The sequence below is a fragment of the Photobacterium sp. GB-1 genome (assembly GCF_003026165.1).
GTDB lineage: Bacteria > Pseudomonadota > Gammaproteobacteria > Enterobacterales > Vibrionaceae > Photobacterium.
In genome coordinates this window covers 16,959-37,966 of the sequence record NZ_PYOB01000031.1, presented here as the reverse complement: position 1 = coordinate 37,966, position 21,008 = coordinate 16,959, and the positions used below count along the sequence as shown (strand labels likewise).

Below are 21,008 nucleotides of genomic sequence, written 5' to 3'. Positions count from 1 at the left end.
ATATGATTTTAATATTACGTAATTTTTCTTTAATATAAAATTTGATATTAATGTACTTGAAAATTCAAGTAACCCTTTAATATTTTTTTTATTTATATAGCTGGGTAGATTAATATACTCAGCATTACTTTTATTTAAAATAGTTAGATATGAAAAGTCGGTTCTAAAAGTAATCTTATTTATATCTCTACCTGCTCTAATAGATATTAAAGGGTAAGTCACAGGTATATTGTGAATTCCTTTCCTTACCCAGTTTGCAATTATTATACTCAGTATTGCTTGTTCAGGTGTAGAGTGGTGAAATTGCGAATCTAACTCACCATACTGTTTACCGTTTATCCACTCTTCGTTACTACACGCGTCAAACCACTCTTGTAACAACTGTATGGAGGCTTCCGATTTTCTTATTACAATAAACGCAGCCTGCAGTGCAGGGTATTCATATGAAAAAAAGTTATCCTCTCCGAGTTCTCTAATAATATTTGTTTTAGTTAATTCTCGGTTTTTTATTAAAGAATCATGATGAGGAATAAAAAAATCAAACCCACATAATGTTAAACATTGCTCCGCAATATTTTTAATATCATTATAATTAGATAGCTTTCTATATTTTAGAATATTAGAATCACGGTAAATTAAGATATCACCTTCATTCATCCTTTCCATTTCAAGCAATAAAATAAGTGGACGCCAAGCACAAAAACCAATTTTAGACATTCCAGGGTTTTGAGAGACTAAACCAGAACTATCATATTCTCTTACATAACCTTCAAATCCAAGATCTCTTAACTTTTTAGGCGTGTAGTAACTAATATTATCAACATGATCTTTCGCGGCATCTAGCACTAACTGCTTATTTTCACATAAGTCTAAAGCATTATCATTGGGAGCACCCTCTGAATAAAAAAAGACTAAATTTGTTTTATGTGAGGTTTCTTTGGTCATAAATATCCCCAATAAAAGATAAGCCAAGCAAAATTGGCTTATCTTTTGAATCTATTTTAGTGTGGAGAGCGTGTATCTAGACGCTGAATGTGAACCGTAATCTCTTCGCGATCATGGTATAAATGCTTAGCCTGTAGCTTGAACTTTACACCATTTTGGATAAGAAATACTTTCAGGTTTTCAATATCTTGAAGCACTTCATCATAACGACCTTTCATTGGTAGTTTTAAGTTAAAGATCGCCTCTTTTGCCCACGCTTTAATTAACCACTCACCCATTAAGTGAGCCACACGCGCTGGCTTTTCAATCATGTCACAAACAATCCACGTAACGTTTTTACGTGCTGGCTCAAATTTAAAACCATCAACGGCATGGTATTTAACTTGACCTGTATCCATCAAGCTTTGTGCCATTGCGCCATTATCAATCGCGTGAACGAACATCGAGCGTTTCACCAATTGATATGTCCAACCACCAGGACAAGCACCTAAATCAACCCCCCACATACCTGGAGCTAAACGCTCATCCCACTCGTGGCGAGGAATAAATACGTGAAATGCTTCTTCTAATTTCAACGTTGAGCGACTTGGCGCATCTGCTGGGAATTTTAAGCGGGGAATGCCCATAAAGAACTGTGAGTTATTCGATGTATATGAATAACCTACAAAACAACAACCCGGTGCGACGAAACACACATGTAGCACAGGCTTTTTGTTGTTATCTTTCGCGTATAAAATCTCACGCTTACGCATTGCTTGACGAAGTGGCACCGTAAACTTACGACAGAATTTTAATAACTCTTTCGCTTCATTGGTATCAGGTGTTTCAACACGGAGATCACCACAACGTGGGAAGTCATCACCAATCACTTCTAAGATCGGAGAAATACGATCATCAGCCGGTAAATCCGTTAACATCTGTGATGCCGCAAACATTTGACGTGCGAAGATTAACTGTGAAAATGGTTGTTGCTGAATAAATTTATCCGCATCACCTGCTTGATAAAATTCAAATAACACATAACCTGAATTGTTTTTTACCCGAGGGAAACCAAACAATTCCAGCGTATTTGCTTTGTCTTGAACTTCACCTGCACATTCTTTTTCAAAGCCAGGACGACAATACAATAAAACATGATTCACGTTGGAACCCTCAAGCTGAACGCCAGGCTGCTACTGCAAGCATTACCCAGCCAATAATAAAACATACTCCGCCCATCGGTGTGATGGGACCAAACCACTTAATGCCTGTTAATGCCAATGCATATAAACTGCCACTAAAACAGATTATACCAAGGGTGAAAAACAGAGCGGCGTATGATACAGCTTTTGAAGACAAAAAGCGTGTCAATATTCCACAACCCAATAACGCGAATGTATGCCACGCTTGATATTGTACGCCAGTCTTAAATACATCGAGTAAATAAGGCGATAAATGCTGCTTTAAGCCGTGTGCAGCAAATGCCCCTAACCCCACCGTTAATGCACCACTCATTGCCGCGACAAAGAGCATCCAACGCGTTCGGTTTTGTAATGGTTCAGTCACCACAGCACTCCTTAATAAACCGCGCTAATCGCTCAATGGCCGTTGCTATATTGTTAGCTTCCGTAAAACCAGAGGCTTTTCGCGGTTTAAAACTATGATCACCGTCAGGAAGAAACGCAACCTCGACATTGGGAGAAAACGCCCATTGTGCTATTTCTGCTTTAGTACCAAACGTGTCTCGCTCACCTTGTAGGATCAATGTGGGTACCGTAATCGACGCCAAATGATCACCACGAAAATTTTCAGGTTTCCCCGGTGGATGAAAAGGAAAACCTAAACACACTACGCCTTTCACCTTCGCTGCGCAGTTTTCTACATCCGGGCTTTGAGCGGCAACCTCTGTTGCCATAATACTCGCCATTCTACCGCCCATTGATTTACCGCCAATGACTAACGAACTGCCTGCAAAGGTTTCGATATGACGTTGAAAATCAATCAAGAGTTTTGGTTGGCGATCAGGCGGTCGCTTTTTACCATCTTCAGCACGTTTAACCATATATGGAAAATTAAACCGTACTACCCGAATATCTTGCAGCGCTAAACCTTCAGCGACTGCCATCATAAAAGCATGATCCATTCCCGCCCCTGCACCATGAGCAAACAAAAATGTTGCTACAGCGGTACCTGATATAGGTTCGTTAATTATGTATTCACTGGCTAAGTTCGACATCAGGCATATCCTCTTGTTCACGACGTGCTTTGGCTAACACCCAATCTCTAAATATTTGAATTCGCCCAGTATCAGCTTGGCGCTCTTGGCAAACAAAATAGAACGCGTTTTTACTCACTAACACTTCATCAAATGGACATACCAAGCGCCCAGCTTCTAATTCTGGTTGCGCTAATACATTATTTCCCAGCGCAATTCCCTGGCCATGAGCCGCAGCTTGTAGCACCATGGTTGAGTGACTAAAAATAGGCCCTTGGTTAACGTTAACCCCTTGCACGTCATAATGACGAACATAATTCTTCCACTCTTTTCGAGATGTATCGTGTAACAAGGTGTGTAGTTTTAAATCATCTAATGTGCGCAGCGGTTTCGCCCCTGTCAGCAGCATTGGCGAACAAACAGGCATCATGAACTCTTGATATAATTTATCGGCACGCAGGCCAGACCAATTACCTCGACCATAGTAAATCGCCACATCGACATCGTCGGTGAGCGACCCTTCATCTAAATCGACCGCCTTAATACGCACGTCAATATCAGGGTGTTGTTCATTAAAATCGGTTAAACGTGGTACCAACCATTGGATGGCAAAACTAGGAGGTAAACTAATGGTTAATGCACCTTTAGCCCCACGTTCCAAGACCTTATCAGTCGCATCAGATATCGCTGAAAAGATATCTTTTATATCGAGAAAGTAGCCCTGTCCTTCCTCTGTTAGCAATAGAGAACGATTACGGCGGCGGAATAACTTTAAGCCTAGAAATTCTTCTAACGCTTTAATTTGATGACTAACTGCGGCTTGAGTAACAAATAATTCTTCAGCAGCACGAGTAAAACTCAAGTGTCTTGCTGCCGCCTCAAACACCTTTAATGAGTTGAGCGGAGGTAAACGTCTAGACATACTTTTCTCGACTATTTAATGCATTAGTTTTTTTAATCCTGAACATTATAAATTGTCCATTGTTCAACTACTAGAGAAACCCTATTATCTCTACGCAATATTGATTTAATCCTCTGTTCTTTGCCCTCTGGCTAACCAGCTTAATCAATATTGCGTGTTGTGTTTGCATATTATCCGAATCCTTTCGGACGGATGGAATAACCATCCTTTATTTCCTGTATTTTTGACTATAAAGTCAAAGCTATTTTTAGCACTGCGCCCCAACGCAGTGCTATTTTTTTATCAATATAAAGCCATCAATACTTGCTCTCTGACTTATTTATTAGCATGATCCTTCGTTCAATCTTAGCTATGTGAACAACCATGACCTCTCAATTTGATATCTCAACTATTTTGGCTCAATTCCCTGCCTTGCAACACACAGATGGTGAATTACCGCCAGTGTACCTAGACAGCGCAGCAACCGCACAAAAGCCAGCCGTGGTTATTGATACAATCACTGAGTACTATCGTGGTTATAATGCCAATGTGCATCGTGGCAGTCATAGCCTCACAGCAAATGCGACGCTGCGCTTTGAACAAGCAAGAGAAACCGTACAACACTTCATTGGCGCAGCGCACAGCAAAGAAATTATTTGGACACGTGGCGCAACAGAAGCATTAAATTTAATTGCTCAAACTTATGCCCGCGCAAATCTAACGGCAGGAGATGAAATTCTAGTCAGTGAATTAGAGCATCACGCCAATATCGTGCCATGGCAAATGATAGCGGCAGAAACCGGTGCACGCGTCATTAAAATCCCGATGCGCGATGACTGTACTTTAGATCTAGATGCGTTTTATTCGCTCCTATCGGATAAAACAAAAATCGTCGCAGTCGCCCACATTACCAATGTTACGGGTACCCGTAACCCAATTGAAGAAATCATTCACGCAGCTCACCAGCACAACGCCATTGCTGTAATTGATGGCGCACAAGGTATTGCTCATGAAGATATCGATGTCACTGCACTTGATGCTGACTTCTATGTGTTCTCAGGCCATAAAATTTATGCCCCGGCTGGTATTGGCGTTCTTTATGGCAAGCAAGCGCTACTTGAAGCAATGCCACCTTGGCACGGCGGCGGTAAAATGGTGGAAAAAGTCTCTTTTGAAGGTACAACTTTCGCTGCACTACCGGGTAAATTTGAAGCTGGCACCCCAAATGTAGCGGGATGTTTAGCGTTAGCCGCAGCAATTAATTGGCTCAAGAAACTAGATAGACAAGGCGCTGAAGTACATATTGAAAACTTGCGCCACAAAGCCATCGAAGGCATTAAAAATATTGATGGCTTACGTATTATAGGATTACAACCGAAGGCAAGTTTATTCTCTTTTGTGGTTGATGGGGTGCACCATCAAGATATTGCGACCCTATTAGATCAACAAAATATCGCGCTGCGTGCTGGTCACCACTGTGCACATCCCATGCTTGATGCACTAGGCTTAACAGGAACATTACGCGTATCATTAGCGCTTTATAACACCGAGCAAGATGTAGAGCGCTTTATCACTGCACTACATAAAGCTTGTGATTTACTTTAATGCGGTTATCTGGATTGAATACTATGACTGAACTTACACTTCCCCATCACCCTTTCGGCACCGACATTTCAGATACAGACATTGTGGCTCAAATGCAAAACGCTTCAGGCTGGGAAGATCGCTACCGTACTGTCATTCAGCTAGGTAAGAAACTGCCGGTAATGGCAGAAGAAGACAAAGATGAGCAGTTAAAAGTCAGTGGTTGTGAATCGCAAGTTTGGCTTCGCCACCAGCAAGTTGGCGATCACTTTTATTTTCAAGCTGATTCTGACGCGCGTATTGTTCGCGGCTTAATAACACTCGTACTTGCCGCTTATCACGGTAAAACGCGTACAGAGATCAGTGAATTTGATATTGATGGCTACTTTGATTCACTCGGTTTAATTGCCCATTTGAGTCCGTCTCGTGGCAATGGGTTAAAAGCGATTGTTGAGCAAATAAAACAACTCGCACGCTAAACAAGATTTATCAGTCCTAGAAATAGCACAGCAACAAAAAAGGCAGATCATATGATCTGCCTTTTTCATGTCACTGCCTATCGATTACTGTTTATGTTTTTCAATAAGCTTACGTAATATTTGTGATACCGCGACAAAACCAAACGTTGCAGTCACAACGGTTGCCGCGCCAAAACCACTCGCGCAATCCATACGCTTGGGCCCTTCTGCTGTCGCTTTTACTGCACACACAGAGCCGTCGGCTTGTGGGTACTTCAGTTGCTCTGTTGAAAATACGCAATCAATACCAAACTTACGTTTTGGGTTTTTAGGGAAGTTATGATGACGACGCAAGGTATCACGTAACTTCTTCGCCAATGGATCTTGGATTGTCTTGGTCAAATCAGCGATCTGAATTTGTGTTGGGTCCATTTGACCGCCAGCACCACCTGTGGTGATCACCTTAATTTTATTACTCTTACAGTATGACAGCAGTGCCGCTTTTGGCTTCATGCTATCTATTGCATCGAGCACGTAATCAAAATCTTTTGACAAGTATTCAGCTTGATTTTCAGGTGTGATGAAATCGTCAATCAAATTGACCTTACATTCAGGATTGATTAGGTGAATACGCTCAGCCATCACTTCAATTTTGCTTTTACCTACCGTCCCTGTCATGGCATGAATTTGACGATTAATATTCGTCACACACACATCATCCATATCAATCAGGGTAAGCTCACCAATACCTGAACGCGCTAACGCTTCTGCCGCCCATGAACCTACACCACCAATACCAATCACACACACGTGTGCAGCACGAAGAATGTCTACTTCGCTATTGCCGTATAAACGACGTGTGCCGCCAAAACGTTGGTTATAACTGTCGGATGCTGGGGTATCAAGTTCGCGCATAGTATTTCTTCACTGATCTGATGGATAAAGAAAGAGTGCGTTTTTATACGCACTCTTAATAGGATTGTCCAGTTGTTAGCATCACTCAAACTTGTTGGAAATGCTTTCTAACAGTACCAAACTATGGCTTAAGCCAAGGGTCTTGTGTTGCAGTTCCTTCTAAGCCTAAACGCCATACACGACCAAAGTGCTTGTAGTGACCCGCATCAGTGCCTGCTTGCTTACCCATACCATGGTAAAGATCGAGGTGGTTTTTCTTCACAGCACCACCCGTGTCTAACGCAAGTAACAGGCGTAAAACGTGTTTACCCGTCCAGTTACCTTGAGCATCAAGCTCGGGTACTTCTGCAAGCAACGCAGAGCCCATAGGAATATATTTTCGATCTGCCGCTACAGCAGCATTAGCAAGCAACGGAATCCCCGCGCTACCCTTAACATCTAACGTTTTCGTTGGTTTAAAGAAAACAAATGATGGATTTTGCTCTAATAGTTCACGCACTTCAGCATCACTATGGGTAGATACCCACTCTTGAATGGCTTTCAGTGACATTTTTTCTTTCGGCACTTCACCACGATCAATCAATACTCGACCAATACTCACATAACGGTGACCATTTTTACCGTTATAACCAAAGTATTCTAATTGATCATTGTCTTCATAATGCACAAAGCCACTGCCTTGAACTTCCATCATGAAAATATCTAGCATGGATTTGCTGTAACCTAACTCCAAGCCCTTGCCTTTTAACGCACCATTGTAAATTTCAGCGCGAGATGGACAACGACCATTACACTTAGGCATTGCATATACAGGGTAACGGAACTCTGCATTTGGTGTATGCCGAAGTTCAATAACAGGTGAATAATAACCAGTAAACATTACGTTACCTTTATTATCACCACCGCCCATTTGCGCCGCTTCAATACCGTAACTAGCCAGTTTACTTGGATCACCACCCGCACTGATCCACTTTTCTAGTTGCTTGTATAACGGGCCATATTTGCGTGCCATTGAGGGAGAACGTGTGACTACCATTTCAGCTTGGGGAGCAAAGGTTGTGTAATCGCGCTGCTTATCTGACTTAATGGTTGAAACACGATTTAATACATGTGGAAAATAGTTACCAAGATATTGGTGAGCTAATGGATTTTTTTGAATAGCGGTTTGTTCATTGGTTGATTGTGCATCATTATTCGATGCGCAACCAACTAAACCAAACATAATAATAGCGATTGCTGCTTTACGTAACACGATAGATAAGCCTATAAAATTTTAAAATGCGAGATACAGCTAATATGGTAGATATATGTGAATGAAGGCAATAGTAGCAAATCAATAACAATATAACGCAATAATCTTAAGTCATATTTATATCTAAATGTCATTGCAGTGCTTACATTTTCATTCAACGAATATAGATATTTATATTATTAATGATTCATCCAGTGTCATATTATTGTCACATACAAGCGATTTAATAAAATCGTCACAAAAAATAAACAACTCACAAACTAATAATAAAAATAACGCACTCATAAGGATATAAAGAGATGCAATCACCACTTAAAGTTGGCAAAGATACCTTGTTAGATCCCAATGCTATTGAATACCAGTGGATCAGAAATTTAACTAGCGAAGGAGTCCCTCAACACCAAATTAACCACGTGATCCAGCATTGTCTTGGCGGTACGCCACAGATAGCTGATCTCTTGAGACAAATAGCACTCAAACAAAGTTCCATCCATGAGCTACTAAAACTGATCTAATTAAGTAGTAATGGTGTGCGTACAAATGTAGAAATGTAATGTGCAGGCTGCTGACGAATAAAGTTATTATCATGATAAAGATAAGAGTAATGCTGTTCACCTAATTGATAGCTCAATGTTTGACCATCCCAGCAATACTGTGTCGTCACTAGCCTTCCATCACGATAAATACCCAGCGGGCGGATCTCAAAACTTTCTGCCACATATTGCGCGACATCATGCTCTTTCCAATAGCCATATATGGCTTCAGATGAAGGGGACTTTAGCCAAGAAGATAATGCTGCTTTAGATACAAACAGGCCAGTGAGTGCTAAACCAGCGACTAATAGCAAGATCAAAATAATTGTTTGTGAATGTTTTGTCATCAGATAATAAGTACTGACTTTAGATGATTGTACTTTATCCAATTATCACCTCCACAAAAACTACTAATACAATTTAAACTAACAGATTGTTCGCAATGTTAATTAAAGATCACCGCCATAACATCTTGTAAATACTATCACTTAAATACTGTACAAATTGACAAATTAATTTACTTTATCCATATAAATTTTTTGTACATGGATGTCAGATAGTGAAAAGACGTAGTACACCGCTGGTTAAAGGATTCAGACAATCAGCTCCCTACCTAAATGCGCATGTTGGAAAAACCATGGTGATCATGGTAGGTGGAGAGGCATTTGCCGATCCCAATTTCGATAATATCGTCAATGATATCGCACTACTTAATAGCCTAGGCATTCAAATCGTTATTGTCTACGGTGCTCGCCCACAAATCAGTACATTACTGGCAGAGCAAGATTGTCATTCTCCTTATCATAAAGGGATCCGTATTACCGATGAACGAGCATTAGAAATTGCCAAGCAAGCAGCGGGACAACTTCAGTTAGATATCACCGCTCGCTTTTCAATGGGGATCCATAATACTCCAATGGCTGGCGCGCAGATTAATATCATTAGTGGTAATTTTATTATCGCCCAACCTCTCGGGGTCGATGACGGTGTAGATTATTGTCATAGTGGAAAAATTCGTCGTATTGATACCGATGCGATTAAACGTCAGTTAGAGCAAGGTTCCATTGTACTACTCGGCCCAATCGCGAGTTCAGTAACCGGAGAATGCTTTAACCTCACCTCTGAAGAAGTCGCAACCCAAGTGGCTATCCGCTTAAAAGCCGACAAACTTATTGGTTTCTGCTCAGAGCAAGGAGTCGTGGGCGATAACAATGAAATTATCTCTGAATTACTGCCAAACGAAGCCGATCATATCCATCAAAAACTTGTCGCACAGCGAGCGCAGGACTGTGGTACTGGGCGTTTCTTACGTGGTGCTATTAGTGCTTGTCGAGCTGGCGTTCCTCGCAGCCACCTGATCAGCTACAAAGAAGATGGGGCATTAATTCAAGAGCTTTTTTCTCTTGATGGTATCGGTACCCAAATTGTAATGGCGAGCGCAGAAAAAGTGCGACGCGCCAACATTAACGACATTGGTGGTATTCTGGATCTGATCCAACCATTAGAGCAAGACGGAATTTTAGTTCGACGCTCCCGAGAACAACTCGAGCAAGAAATTACTCAATTTACGATTGTAGAGCGTGACAATTTAATTATCGGCTGTGCTGCGCTTTATCCCTTTCCTGAAGAGAAAATGGCTGAAATGGCTTGTGTCGCGATTCATTCTGACTTTAGGGATGATAATCGCGGTGTATTACTGCTTAATGAGTTATGCCTACAAGCGCGCCAACAAAACCTCGAACACTTATTTGTATTAACCACTCGAAGCTTACACTGGTTCCGCGAACAGGGCTTTTCTGAATGTGATGTAGATAGGCTGCCAATGGCAAAAAAAGCACTTTATAATTACCAAAGAAGATCAAAAATCCTCATCACAAGAATAAAATAATTGACACAAAATTAACAAAATGGTGACTTAAGAGCGTAAAATTGTCTGTGTAGAGTTATTTTACTAAAAACATGCTCAACTAAGATAACGCTACAAACATTATAAAAACACAAATTACTTCAGGTTAAATCAACTTATGATGAGTTTAATATTTCTATTACTTTTGATTGCAATGGTCAGCGCTTTCATTGGTAAAAAAAATGTAGGATATGCATTCTTTGCCGCATCCGTAATTATTGGTTTGTATTGGTTTCATCACCATGCCACTGATTCACTATCGATTTTATTATAGGGGGGAATGATTAATGAATAATAAACATGTAACCCTTCTTAATAGCTTGGGTCTATTAGGTATTACCTTTGTATTATTAATGGGCTCAGTATTACAAGTCGCTTGGAATGAATTACCTTGTCCACTGTGTTTATTGCAGCGTCTTGGTTTTGTTATGGTAATGTTCGGCTTTATGCTTAATGTCGTTTATGGCACTCAGCAACGCCATTATGGTGTGATCTTAGTCGGTGCATTATTTGGTGCAGCGACAGCGCTTCGCCAAGTATCGCTTCACGTTATCCCTGGCACACCAGGTTTTGGTAGCCCGATCCTTGGTATGCACTACTACACATGGGCATTTGTGATCTTTGCTATGGCTATCGCTGGTGTCGCACTACTTCTCCTACTTTGGAATAAAGAATGGACAAGCGAAAATTATCAAATGAACAAATTTGGTAAGTTTGTTTGTATTCTAGCGATTGTTGCCGTTCTAATTAATGTTATTTCTACATTCCTAGAATGTGGCCCTTATCAATGTCCAGATAACCCTGTTAGTTACTGGCTATTAGACATGTTTAAGTAACACCTTAAATAACGAACAATAAAAAACGCCAGCACAAATGCTGGCGTTTTTTATTGATAAATACAGGTTTACACTAACAATTCAGATAAGCCACTTGCCCGCTCAGTTCTTACTTGCACACTACGACGAATAACGTCTGGTTGAGCGTAAAGATACAATCTCGCTTTTGCACGTGTAATACCGGTATAAATCAACTCTCGAGTTAAGATCGGTGTAAAGTCATTCGGCAACACCATTACGGTATCAGCAAATTCAGATCCTTGTGATTTATGGATCGTCATCGCATACACCACTTCATGCTCTGGAATTCGACTTGGCAAGAAACCACGGATCGTACCATCAGGCATCTCAAAATAGACCTTCAAACGACGCACACCATCGACGGCATCCGTTTCAGGCTCTAACATAGTGATACCAATATCACCATTATATAAACCAACTGCGTGATCATTTCGGGTGATCATAATTGGGCGACCTTGATACCACGTATCGTCCCCTGGGTTAATTTTACCACGGTGAGTTAACTCTTTTTCTATCCGATAGTTTAGTCCTGCAACACCAAAATCACCTTCACGCAATGCACATAACAAACGCACATTCGCAAACGCATCTAGCACCAAGTTAGGATCGCGTTGTTCGGCAATCGCATCTAAATAATCGTAATAGAAAGTCGTCACCTGATTAATCATCGACTGATAACTGTCAGAAGATAAGGCGTAATGATGAATATCTTTAAAGCCTTGCTGCCAGACTTTTTCCACCAACGCAGGACGGCCACTGTTAATTGCTTTCGCTAACTGGCCAATACCAGATTGAGCGTGGAAACGGTAACTCTTTTGTAGCATGCATAAACAATCGGCCACCAAACTTAAATCGAGTGAGGTGCTATGGAGATCATAGCCCGTCAACTGGCTAAGCACTTGCCCTTGCGGTCCACTATAACCTTGATTAGCAAATGAGCAGATATCACCGAGCACAGCACCCGCTTCAACCGATGCCAACTGATCTCTATCCCCTAATAAAATCAGTTTCGCGCCAGCAGGAATCGCATCGAGCAATCGTGCCATCATAGGTAAGTCCACCATTGAGGCTTCATCAACCACTAACACATCAAGGTGTAAGGGATTATCTTTGTGGTGACGAAATTCAACGCGTCCCGGAATCGCCCCTAATAAACGATGGATCGTACTTGATTGAGTCGGAATACGCTCTTTTACTGACGCCTCAACGGGCAATGATTTCACCGCAGAACTAATTGATTCTGTTAAACGTGCCGCCGCCTTGCCTGTCGGTGCCACCAGCATAATATTAGGTATATGCTCATCACCCGCTTGCATCACTAATGCCGCAAGTAATTTAGCGACGGTGGTTGTTTTACCGGTACCAGGCCCGCCAGAAATCACTGCAAACTGACGTGTCAATGCCACTGCTGCTGCTACTTTCTGCCAATTTAAGCAGGCATCAAGTGGGATCACCCTATCTAATTGAGACAGATCTTTTTGCGATGTCGCATTTACTAAAATATGCTCGACTTTCGTCCAATCAACTTGCTCCGGTTTCACCACATCAAGCATGTCACACACTAACCTCTGGCGTGCATCAGCTGTTAGCGCTGTTGATAAGGCTTCATACAAGTAACCGTAAGTAACAGGAAATAAATCATCTAATGCTTGATGCATAACGTTGAGATCAGTCGTGCTAAATCTTAGTTCCTCTGCTCCTGCATTATTTGCCATCATGAGGATTTTATTGGCAACGGTTTGTTCAAATTGCCAATAACGACTGAGGTACAAACGACCATGTTCAATAACTAAAGGGGTCGCTTGCACCTTACCTGTTTGCACGGTCGATACCACCGCAAAATGACTTAATAGCTCTCCCCATTGTGAAGGCTTAGGCACGCCTTCTAACAACTCAATTGCAACACGTGATGGCAAACTAAATAAACGCTGAGGCGAAAGCGTATCTAACACGACGCAAACATGCCCCTTACCTAATTCATTACTTGCAAGAGCTGCCACAAGTGCGGCTAAATCAGCTTGATCTGCAGGGCTATGATACGCGACAAATTTTGCGAACTGATAATCAAGCTGACGCAATACACCTTGTTTGGTTAACGCTTGAAGTCGTTTAAGCATGAGGTAATGCTCCATCAATTAATAAATCCAGTTCTTCTAACAAGGCTTGCGATGGTTTCGCATGGAAAATCCCACTGTCACTACCAGCTTGAATGCCACGTAGGAACAAGTAATACACACCACCGAAATGAGTCTCATAGTCGTAGTTTGGAATACGGCTACGCAAGAAACGTTGCAGCGCTAAGGCATAGATTTGATACTGCAAGTCATAGCGGTGATCGCGCATCGCTTCAACCAACTGCTCACCACGATAAACCTGTGGATCATCACCGAGATAATTCGATTTCCAGTCTAATACGTAATATTTACCCTGATGTTCAAACACCAAGTCAATAAAACCTTTAAGCATACCGCTGACCGTACTAAAGCCAAGCTCACCAGCTTTAGCGGAAATAGAATCATGCTTAGCAATGACTTTATTAAGTAGCGGTGATTGCAACATTTCAATCGGGAGTAAAAACTCCATTTCCGTTAAACGTTGTTGTGGTGTTTTTTCTGCCAATCGCAATTGTTCACCATCTAATGGACAGTGCAAAACATCTTTAATTAATTGCTGCAATACAGGTAGCCACGCTAACTCGTAATGTTCAAGTTGCAATAGCTCCGCCAGTTTAGCGACAGTTTCTGGGCTATCGACAGGACGAGTAAACTCAATTTCTTCAAACACCGTATGTAAAAATGTCCCCGGACGCGCACCGCGAGGGAAAGTGTAAATAGAGTATTCAGGCTCTAACTCCACCTCCGTTTCACTGTTTTCTGGCGTTTCTTTCTGTACAGAATCGATATCAAATCCAGGAAGATCTAAACTGCTATCATGATGTGCTTGATGACCTTGTTTCACCAAATTGGAATAACTGGTCATCCACCAATTACGTTCAATCTGACGCTCAAATTCACGACGATTTAACGCATCAGTTTGCTCATTTTGTCCTGCCCACTTATCGACAGGTAATACTGGAGGTTCAGCAATAGTGATCGTCGGTTGCGCTTCAGATAACTTAGCCAGTGCTAACTCTAGTGCAGCAACACCGCACTCTTCTCCATTTTGAATTAAATACCCCATCGCTGATTTGTGTAATCCAGTAGGCTCTTTGCTACTGCGGCCATTACGTACTGGTGCCATACCCACAAAACAGCCATAAACTGCACGAGTTAGCGCTACATAAATTAAACGTAAATCTTCTGCGAGGCGTTCTTTATCAGCTTTAGAAATAGAATCAGCGTGCTTGGTAATATCTAAAATCGTCACGTTATCGTCTTCATCGTGATACTTCACTTCGCCTTTACAATCGACTTCACGATAGCTACAAACAAACGGCATAAAGACTAAATCGTATTCCAATCCTTTTGATTTGTGGATGGTAACAATCTGCACCAAATTACGTTCGGACTCTAAACGCAAAATTTGCTCATCAGAATTACCGTTTGGCTCAGCTACATTTTCAGCCAACCAACGTAATAGCGCATAATCACTGTCTAAGGTTTGACTCGCTTCTTGCAGTAATTCACCAATATGAAGTAAGTCAGTTAAACGACGTTCACCACCTTCTTCTACTAATAAACGCTCAGCGATATTATTTTTCGCCATCACGCTTCGTAGCATAGGCATCACACCACGCTTGAGCCATTGTTGACGGTATTGCTTAAAGCTATTTACTGCAATTTCCCACTCATTCTCATCATTATTAAGCGTATCGAGCTCTATTGCGGTTAAAGAAAACAACCCTGACGCCAACGCGGCACGCAATGCGCGATCGTCATCAGGTGTTAGTACCGCTTGTAATAATCGCTGTACATCAGCCGCTTCTGCAGTGGAAAAAACGCTATCACGATTAGATAAATACACACTGGCAATCCCTTGTTTTGCCAGTGCTTCACGCACCAACTTACCTTCTCGTCCTGTACGTACTAACACCGCAATATCACCCGCTTGCACTGGGTGTTGAGTTTCTTTATCTAAAAAGTAGCCTTGTCCTTGTTGTGACTGCTCTAAAATATGCTGAATTTGTGCTGCTGTCGCCGTTGCCATCGTCGACTCATAATCGCCCTTAGTAATAGGCTTGCCATCGAGGCTATCTTGCAGCCAGAACGTGAGCGCATGTTGTTGTTCGCCGTTTAGCCACCAGCTACGATCTGGTGCTTTGGGACTATGACCAACAGGATCAAACGTAATATCTTGATCATAAATAAACGGGCTATTAGGGGTATCAAACACGCTATTTACCGACGCAATCATATCTGCCGTTGAACGCCAGTTAGTACCTAATGTGTAATGATCTTGAACCTGACGACGGGCTTGAATATAAGTAAAAATATCTGCCCCACGAAACGCATAAATCGCCTGCTTAGGATCACCGATCATAAACAATCCGCATTCAGGGTGATCGTTATACACCGAACTGAAGATACCGTATTGCAGGGGATCGGTATCTTGGAATTCATCGATCATCGCAACTGGATATTGGCTGCGGATCTTACTTGCCAGTAGATCATCTTGATCGTTGTCGATCGCAGCGCCTAACTGCGTTAAGAGATCATCAAACGATAACCACCCTTTATGAGCTTTTGCCTGCGCCAGTAAAATACGACAATGTTCAATCGCGTGCGCTAATAAGGGATCGCGTAATGTAGCTGGGTTATCAAGTAAATCTGCAACCGCAACAAATACCGCATGCTGTGGTGCTTCACCTTTCGGGGTTTTGGTGATCAATTCCTGTTGGTGAAACTTCTCTAATTTATCCGGTAAATCATAATTTTCAGTCGGTTGATTAGCCCATTCATTCACTTGAGCGAGCCACGTGGGTAGGCTCTTTTTGGTATAGCTACGTTTATTCACGTCAGAGTTTGCAATTAACGCTTCTAAATCAGCGAAGTGCTGTTTCCATAATGCTTTAAATTCATTAATGCGTTCGATATTTTGCTGATGTAACTGCTCTAAACTTGCCGTCATAGCCGCTACAGACAGTTTAACGGGAGCACCTGTTAAGCTATTGCCAATATCTTTTAATAGCGCATGAGGCGATGACCATAAATCGCGGATCTGACAAGCAAGCGCTCGTGGTAACTGATAGAAATGACTACGCCAGTAATCCGCTACCACCAAGTTCTTCAATTGGCTTTCATCGGTGACAAATTCATTGTTGAAACGACAGCCTGATTCAAATGCGTTTTGAGTCAACATTCGCTGACAAAAACCATGTATGGTATATATAGCCGCTTCATCCATTTGTCGTTCAGCTTGCAGTAAAATATTGGCTGCCGCTTTATGATCGGGATACTCTTGTAGTAACGGGGCTATAACGGGATCACCACTCACACCACGACTAAACGCTATACGCGCATCATGAATACGCCCACGAATACGATCGCGAAGCTCTGCCGTTGCTGCTTCTGTAAAAGTCACCACCAGAATTTGATCAACCGTTAATTCAACAGCATGACGCGTTTCTGCATTACCATGACCGAGTAATAGACGCAGGTATAAACTGGCAATAGTAAATGTTTTGCCCGTACCGGCAGAGGCTTCGATTAAACGTGTACCATGCAATGGAAAGGCCATTGGCTGCAAAATATTGGTTTGCGTTTGTACCGTCATGATTTTACTTGTCCCATATCGTAAAACTCGATCACTCCAATGATCCCTTGAAGCCTCAAGGTGATCTTGCTCACATCACTACTGTGATCAAACACTTATAAGCGAATATTGAGCGATCAAATCTTGTTATATTCTAATATTGTGAGAACTTACTCACGGTTTGTATTACAGCGGTTGGTTAGTATCAGCGCCAGAAACTTGGTCACCTCTGGACCGGTGGCCGTACAGCAAGCACCCTACAACTAATAATGATTTGCTGACGGCCACACTACTTCCTTATTCCGGCTTTACTTCTTCACTATTTAATACCGCAGCCTGTAGTACTTTCAGTGCTAGCACATAGCTATTCTGTGCAAGTTCATCATTCCAATGTGTCCATACCCGATTGATGTATTTATCCGCGCCTTCACCTGCAAAGAAGTAACCATCGTTAAAACAATCTGCCATTTTGCTGTAGGCTTTCTCGATGGTTTGTTCATCGTCTTTCCAGTTACCTTGCTTATCAAAACACGCTTTAATACCTGCATGTGCTGTTTTCGGAAAATACGCTAAAGGTTGATTCAAACCTTGGTAATACAACTCGATAAGCTCTTGTAAATAACCTTGTGCTTTACTCGCTTCGATCGCATCAATGACAAGGTGTTTATCGGTGCCAATAATATGTGTTTTCTGGTTCAATTCTGGCTGGCTAATCGCTAAACATAAGTGATCACACCAAGCCGCGAGTAAATCAACCGAGCGCACTTTACCACTACGAAAACGCATTAAGCCGGATTGATAGCGCTGTTTCAGCCAACCTTGAAGTAATACGGCATGACCATTTATCGTTAGTGTTATTGCTACTTCCTGATCATCTAATGGTGCATGAATTAATGGCTCAATCTGGTTTACTAACTCATGTACTGCTAGACGACTGGCATCTAAATCAATATCACCAAATGCAGCAACAGGTAACTTGCCCGCTGCTTTTTGCTCTTGGGCGAAATGACTAAAGATCTGATCCGGATCTTGATTGGTCATTTGAGCATCAAGCAATAATGCTAATAGCTCATCTTTAACGTGATAGCTTTCAAGATGATTCAGCACAAACGGTTCATCATCTTCCAATAATCCCATTGGCGGCTCAAAGTAGACTTTCAAACGACGGTTAAAGAAATAGCGTACCGGTAAACGCCAGAAACGCTGCAACTCAGCAAGCTCTAATACTTGTTGTTGATCATCGGCAATCGGCTCTGGAGGGAGTTCACCTAATTGGAAAGGTTGGCTCGCTTGCCCTTCACGAGCAGCAGCGGGTAGCCATTCAATAGCATAACTGCCACTCTCTCCAGTAAATACGCTCGGACTAAATGGCACTAAGGGATGGTGCTCAATCAATTTTTGTTTAATGTTTTCTGCTGATTGATCGACAGGAAGAGGTTCATCTCCCTCTAAGCAATAACCTTGCTGACAATATTCCACCAGCTCACTGACTAACACAGAAGCAATTTTTTCTGCATTGTCTTGAATTGAGCGACCCACGTAGCTGATATATAAGGTTTCTTGCGCTGATAATAATGCTTCAAGGAAAAGATAACGGTCATCATCACGACGAGAACGATCACCCGCTTTAGTGCGACCATTCATTAAATCAAACCCTTCAGGGGCAATATTTCGAGGGTAAGCACCATCATTCATGCCAAGCAAGCACACCACATCAAAGGGAATCGAACGCATGGGCATTAAGGTACAAAAATTAACTTGTCCAGCAAGGAAGCGTTGGCTTACTCGCTCACCCGATAACTTATCGCGTAAATATTGAGTTAGCACTGCAGGTGTGATTTCACCTTTATAACCCGCATCATCGAGTTGTTCGTGCAAGCGGTGTAAGTTATCGCGAATAGATTTAAGAACCAGTTCGCCTTCCAATTCCACCGCGAAAAAATCATCCAGCATTTGGTTAAGTGTATCCGCCCACTCTGTCACCAAATGTGGCTGTGCTAACACTTCACGGTAACTAATTAAGCAATCAATAAAGCCAGCTAACTGCCCAGCTAACTCCGCATCAATCCCCTGTACTTGATCGTAAGCAGAAATGCCTTCAAACAAACCAGTATTATGTGGCATGGCATAACCTAACAGCATGCGCTGAATACCAAACAGCCAAGTATTTTGCATCTGCTCAGGAAGATTAAATTGACTAGATGTATGCTGATCTAAACCCCAGCGAACTCCCGCTTCTTCGATCCACTGTTTTACTTTCTCAAAGCTTTGGCTATCAAAACCAAACTTATTCATCACCGCAGGCACTTCTAATAGCTCTAACAGTTCTGAAGCATGACAGCGACTATCAGGCAAAGTTAACAGACGTAAAAACGCCAACAAGATCGGGTTTTCTTGCTCTGCGGTTCGGTCAGAAATCGAAAATGGAATATAACGATTACCCGGCGCATTACCAAATACCGCTTGGATGGCAGGACTGTAGGCATTAATGTCTGCCACCATCACGATCACATCGCGTGGTTTCAGATTAGGGTTTGCCTCAAACATCGCTAACAGCTTGTCGTGAAGCACTTCAACTTCACGCATTGGGCTATGACAAGCATGAATAGAGAGCGATTGATCATCAGAGATAATCGGAAACTTATGCTCACTGGAATCTAATTGAGTATCATCTTGGCGATCAACCAAGTTTAAGATGTCAGCTTGAATGGCATGTAATAAGGTATCTGATTCAATATCAACGAAACCGGCATCCACTTCGTTAACTTGCATTTCTGATAACAAATACATGTTATCGCGACCAAGCTTACCCATAGAGGCTAATAAGCTATTTCCTACCATGCCATTTTGCATCTCATCATCATAGTGGCTTTCATCGTTGTCTTTTAGTACTTCAATCGTAGCATCAATATCTTGTTGCTCTTCGATATTATGAAGTTTGACCCGCTTACTGGCAGCTAGTCGCGCAAGGTGTTTACGATCGCGAATATCTCCCCAGTAATAACGACAAGGGTTAGTAAACATTAAATGCACATCAATATGCTCACCAATAGCAGCAAGTGCATCTAGATAACGTGGGGGTAATGATGAGATACCAAACACAAATAAACGCTGCGGTAAGCCTGCTGCTATTAATGCTTCTTTACCTTGTGATGCGTTGTAGTTTTGTAGCGTTTCAATAAAGTGTTCGTACAAGTTGGCACGATGATAAGGCGATTGTCCAAGTGCCAAGGTTTGATCATACAGTGCTTGCCATAAAATAGGCTGCCAAGGATGCTCATCTTCTAATTCAGCGACAACTTCCCCCGCTTCCCATTGTTGGATCCACTCAGGGCGATACACTAAATATTGGTCAAAAATATCGGCAATTTTTTCAGCTAATTGATAGCACTTTAAATTGTCGTCATCACCGTCTAAATACCGCTGTAGCGCTTCAAATTCAGGTTGCTCAAACTGTGCTGGTAGCACTTGCATTAACTTCCACGTCATCGCTTCTTTGTTAAATGCACTGCGCTCTGGTACATCAGCGAGGACCTGGGTAAACATCTTCCAAATAAAGGTCGCTGGCAGTGGAAAATCGATATTAGCAGCCACACCCAATGACTTTGCTAATTCCATTTTTAACCATTGCGACATTCCTGGACTTTGTACCAGAATCTGTTCTTTTTCAAATGGATTAGCTAATGGCTTTAGCTTAATAAGCTCCACCAGCAAAGATTTAAGCAAGTCGAGTTGATTTGAATGGTAGACGGTAAACACTAAGGTATCTCAC

The 21,008-nt window shown here is 41.9% G+C and carries 17 protein-coding genes; 6 read left to right on the top strand and 11 right to left on the bottom strand.

The features are described from left to right. The 5 genes from C9J45_RS19710 to C9J45_RS19690 all read right to left on the bottom strand — a co-directional run. A partial coding sequence (locus C9J45_RS19710) for a hypothetical protein (RefSeq protein WP_146144331.1) occupies nt 1-945 on the bottom strand: 945 nt, incomplete at its 3' end. A 56-nt stretch (nt 946-1,001) separates the two neighbouring features. After that, nucleotides 1,002-2,087: a 23S rRNA (cytidine(2498)-2'-O)-methyltransferase RlmM gene (gene rlmM / locus C9J45_RS19705; protein WP_107292914.1), complete on the bottom strand. Its 1,086-nt coding sequence runs from the start codon at nt 2,085-2,087 to the stop codon at nt 1,002-1,004. 10 nt (nt 2,088-2,097) lie between these two features. Continuing rightward, nucleotides 2,098-2,457, bottom strand: coding sequence for a DUF423 domain-containing protein (locus C9J45_RS19700; RefSeq protein WP_039872794.1), 360 nt, complete (start codon nt 2,455-2,457; stop codon nt 2,098-2,100). A 25-nt stretch (nt 2,458-2,482) separates the two neighbouring features. Further along, nucleotides 2,483-3,160 (bottom strand): alpha/beta family hydrolase, encoded by a 678-nt coding sequence (locus C9J45_RS19695; protein WP_107292913.1) that lies wholly within the window; start codon nt 3,158-3,160, stop codon nt 2,483-2,485. Beyond that, nucleotides 3,141-4,061: a transcriptional regulator GcvA gene (locus C9J45_RS19690; RefSeq protein WP_005371607.1), complete on the bottom strand. Its 921-nt coding sequence runs from the start codon at nt 4,059-4,061 to the stop codon at nt 3,141-3,143. The genes C9J45_RS19695 and C9J45_RS19690 overlap by 20 nt, the downstream gene beginning before the upstream one ends. A 363-nt stretch (nt 4,062-4,424) precedes the next feature. Here C9J45_RS19690 and csdA point away from each other — a divergent pair, with 363 nt between their 5' ends. After that, a complete protein-coding gene (gene csdA / locus C9J45_RS19685) occupies nt 4,425-5,645 on the top strand; it encodes a cysteine desulfurase CsdA (protein ID WP_107207740.1) in 1,221 nt (406 codons plus the stop codon). Nucleotides 5,646-5,668: 23 nt separating this feature from the next. After that, on the top strand, nt 5,669-6,103 hold the full coding sequence (gene csdE, locus C9J45_RS19680) for a cysteine desulfurase sulfur acceptor subunit CsdE (protein ID WP_105060883.1): 435 nt from the start codon (nt 5,669-5,671) through the stop codon (nt 6,101-6,103). 84 nt (nt 6,104-6,187) lie between these two features. Here csdE and tcdA read toward each other — a convergent pair whose 3' ends face one another. Continuing rightward, a complete protein-coding gene (tcdA, locus tag C9J45_RS19675) occupies nt 6,188-6,997 on the bottom strand; it encodes a tRNA cyclic N6-threonylcarbamoyladenosine(37) synthase TcdA (protein ID WP_045084836.1) in 810 nt (269 codons plus the stop codon). A gap of 121 nt (nt 6,998-7,118) precedes the next feature. After that, entirely contained in the window at nt 7,119-8,249 is a 1,131-nt protein-coding gene (mltA, locus tag C9J45_RS19670; RefSeq protein WP_107207741.1) for a murein transglycosylase A, read from the bottom strand. A gap of 299 nt (nt 8,250-8,548) precedes the next feature. Between mltA and C9J45_RS19665 the strand changes: the two genes are divergently transcribed. Then, the gene (locus C9J45_RS19665) at nt 8,549-8,764 is read left to right on the top strand and encodes a hypothetical protein (RefSeq protein WP_005371580.1); all 216 of its coding nucleotides are present in this window, start codon (nt 8,549-8,551) and stop codon (nt 8,762-8,764) included. Here C9J45_RS19665 and C9J45_RS19660 read toward each other — a convergent pair. Then, complete coding sequence (locus tag C9J45_RS19660; RefSeq protein ID WP_107207742.1) at nt 8,761-9,171, bottom strand: DUF2850 domain-containing protein; 411 nt, start codon at nt 9,169-9,171, stop codon at nt 8,761-8,763. The two genes, C9J45_RS19665 and C9J45_RS19660, sit on opposite strands and share 4 nt — an antisense overlap. A 170-nt stretch (nt 9,172-9,341) precedes the next feature. On the opposite strand from C9J45_RS19660, the gene argA reads away from it, so the two are divergent. From argA to C9J45_RS19650, 3 genes are all read left to right on the top strand, one after another. Beyond that, nucleotides 9,342-10,670, top strand: coding sequence for an amino-acid N-acetyltransferase (gene argA / locus C9J45_RS19655; protein ID WP_107207743.1), 1,329 nt, complete (start codon nt 9,342-9,344; stop codon nt 10,668-10,670). A 136-nt stretch (nt 10,671-10,806) separates the two neighbouring features. Further along, a complete protein-coding gene (locus C9J45_RS21810; RefSeq protein WP_005371575.1) occupies nt 10,807-10,962 on the top strand; it encodes a DUF5993 family protein in 156 nt (51 codons plus the stop codon). 13 nt (nt 10,963-10,975) lie between these two features. Beyond that, nucleotides 10,976-11,524, top strand: a complete 549-nt coding sequence (locus C9J45_RS19650; protein WP_005371573.1) for a disulfide bond formation protein B — start codon at nt 10,976-10,978, stop codon at nt 11,522-11,524. Between the two features lie 68 nt (nt 11,525-11,592). Here the strand turns inward: C9J45_RS19650 and recD are convergent, their stop codons facing one another. The 3 genes from recD to recC all read right to left on the bottom strand — a co-directional run bounded on the left by recD (nt 11,593) and on the right by recC (nt 20,995). Further along, the gene (gene recD, locus C9J45_RS19645) at nt 11,593-13,662 is read right to left on the bottom strand and encodes an exodeoxyribonuclease V subunit alpha (RefSeq protein WP_107292912.1); all 2,070 of its coding nucleotides are present in this window, start codon (nt 13,660-13,662) and stop codon (nt 11,593-11,595) included. Next, on the bottom strand, nt 13,655-17,257 hold the full coding sequence (gene recB / locus C9J45_RS19640; RefSeq protein WP_107292911.1) for an exodeoxyribonuclease V subunit beta: 3,603 nt from the start codon (nt 17,255-17,257) through the stop codon (nt 13,655-13,657). Before recB ends, recD begins: the two co-directional genes overlap by 8 nt. A 276-nt stretch (nt 17,258-17,533) precedes the next feature. Further along, nucleotides 17,534-20,995, bottom strand: coding sequence for an exodeoxyribonuclease V subunit gamma (gene recC / locus C9J45_RS19635; protein ID WP_107292910.1), 3,462 nt, complete (start codon nt 20,993-20,995; stop codon nt 17,534-17,536). Nucleotides 20,996-21,008 lie beyond the last annotated feature (13 nt).

Bases quoted from the DNA above. Each gene is read 5' to 3' on its own strand.
- C9J45_RS19700 (WP_039872794.1), bottom strand. From the start codon at position 2,457: ATGCTCTTTGTCGCGGCAATGAGTGGTGCATTAACGGTGGGGTTAGGG.
- C9J45_RS19695 (WP_107292913.1), bottom strand. From the start codon at position 3,160: ATGTCGAACTTAGCCAGTGAATACATAATTAACGAACCTATATCAGGT.
- C9J45_RS19690 (WP_005371607.1), bottom strand. From the start codon at position 4,061: ATGTCTAGACGTTTACCTCCGCTCAACTCATTAAAGGTGTTTGAGGCG.
- csdA (WP_107207740.1), top strand. From the start codon at position 4,425: ATGACCTCTCAATTTGATATCTCAACTATTTTGGCTCAATTCCCTGCC.
- csdE (WP_105060883.1), top strand. From the start codon at position 5,669: ATGACTGAACTTACACTTCCCCATCACCCTTTCGGCACCGACATTTCA.
- tcdA (WP_045084836.1), bottom strand. From the start codon at position 6,997: ATGCGCGAACTTGATACCCCAGCATCCGACAGTTATAACCAACGTTTT.
- C9J45_RS19665 (WP_005371580.1), top strand. From the start codon at position 8,549: ATGCAATCACCACTTAAAGTTGGCAAAGATACCTTGTTAGATCCCAAT.
- C9J45_RS21810 (WP_005371575.1), top strand. From the start codon at position 10,807: ATGATGAGTTTAATATTTCTATTACTTTTGATTGCAATGGTCAGCGCT.
- C9J45_RS19650 (WP_005371573.1), top strand. From the start codon at position 10,976: ATGAATAATAAACATGTAACCCTTCTTAATAGCTTGGGTCTATTAGGT.
- recD (WP_107292912.1), bottom strand. From the start codon at position 13,662: ATGCTTAAACGACTTCAAGCGTTAACCAAACAAGGTGTATTGCGTCAG.
- recB (WP_107292911.1), bottom strand. From the start codon at position 17,257: ATGACGGTACAAACGCAAACCAATATTTTGCAGCCAATGGCCTTTCCA.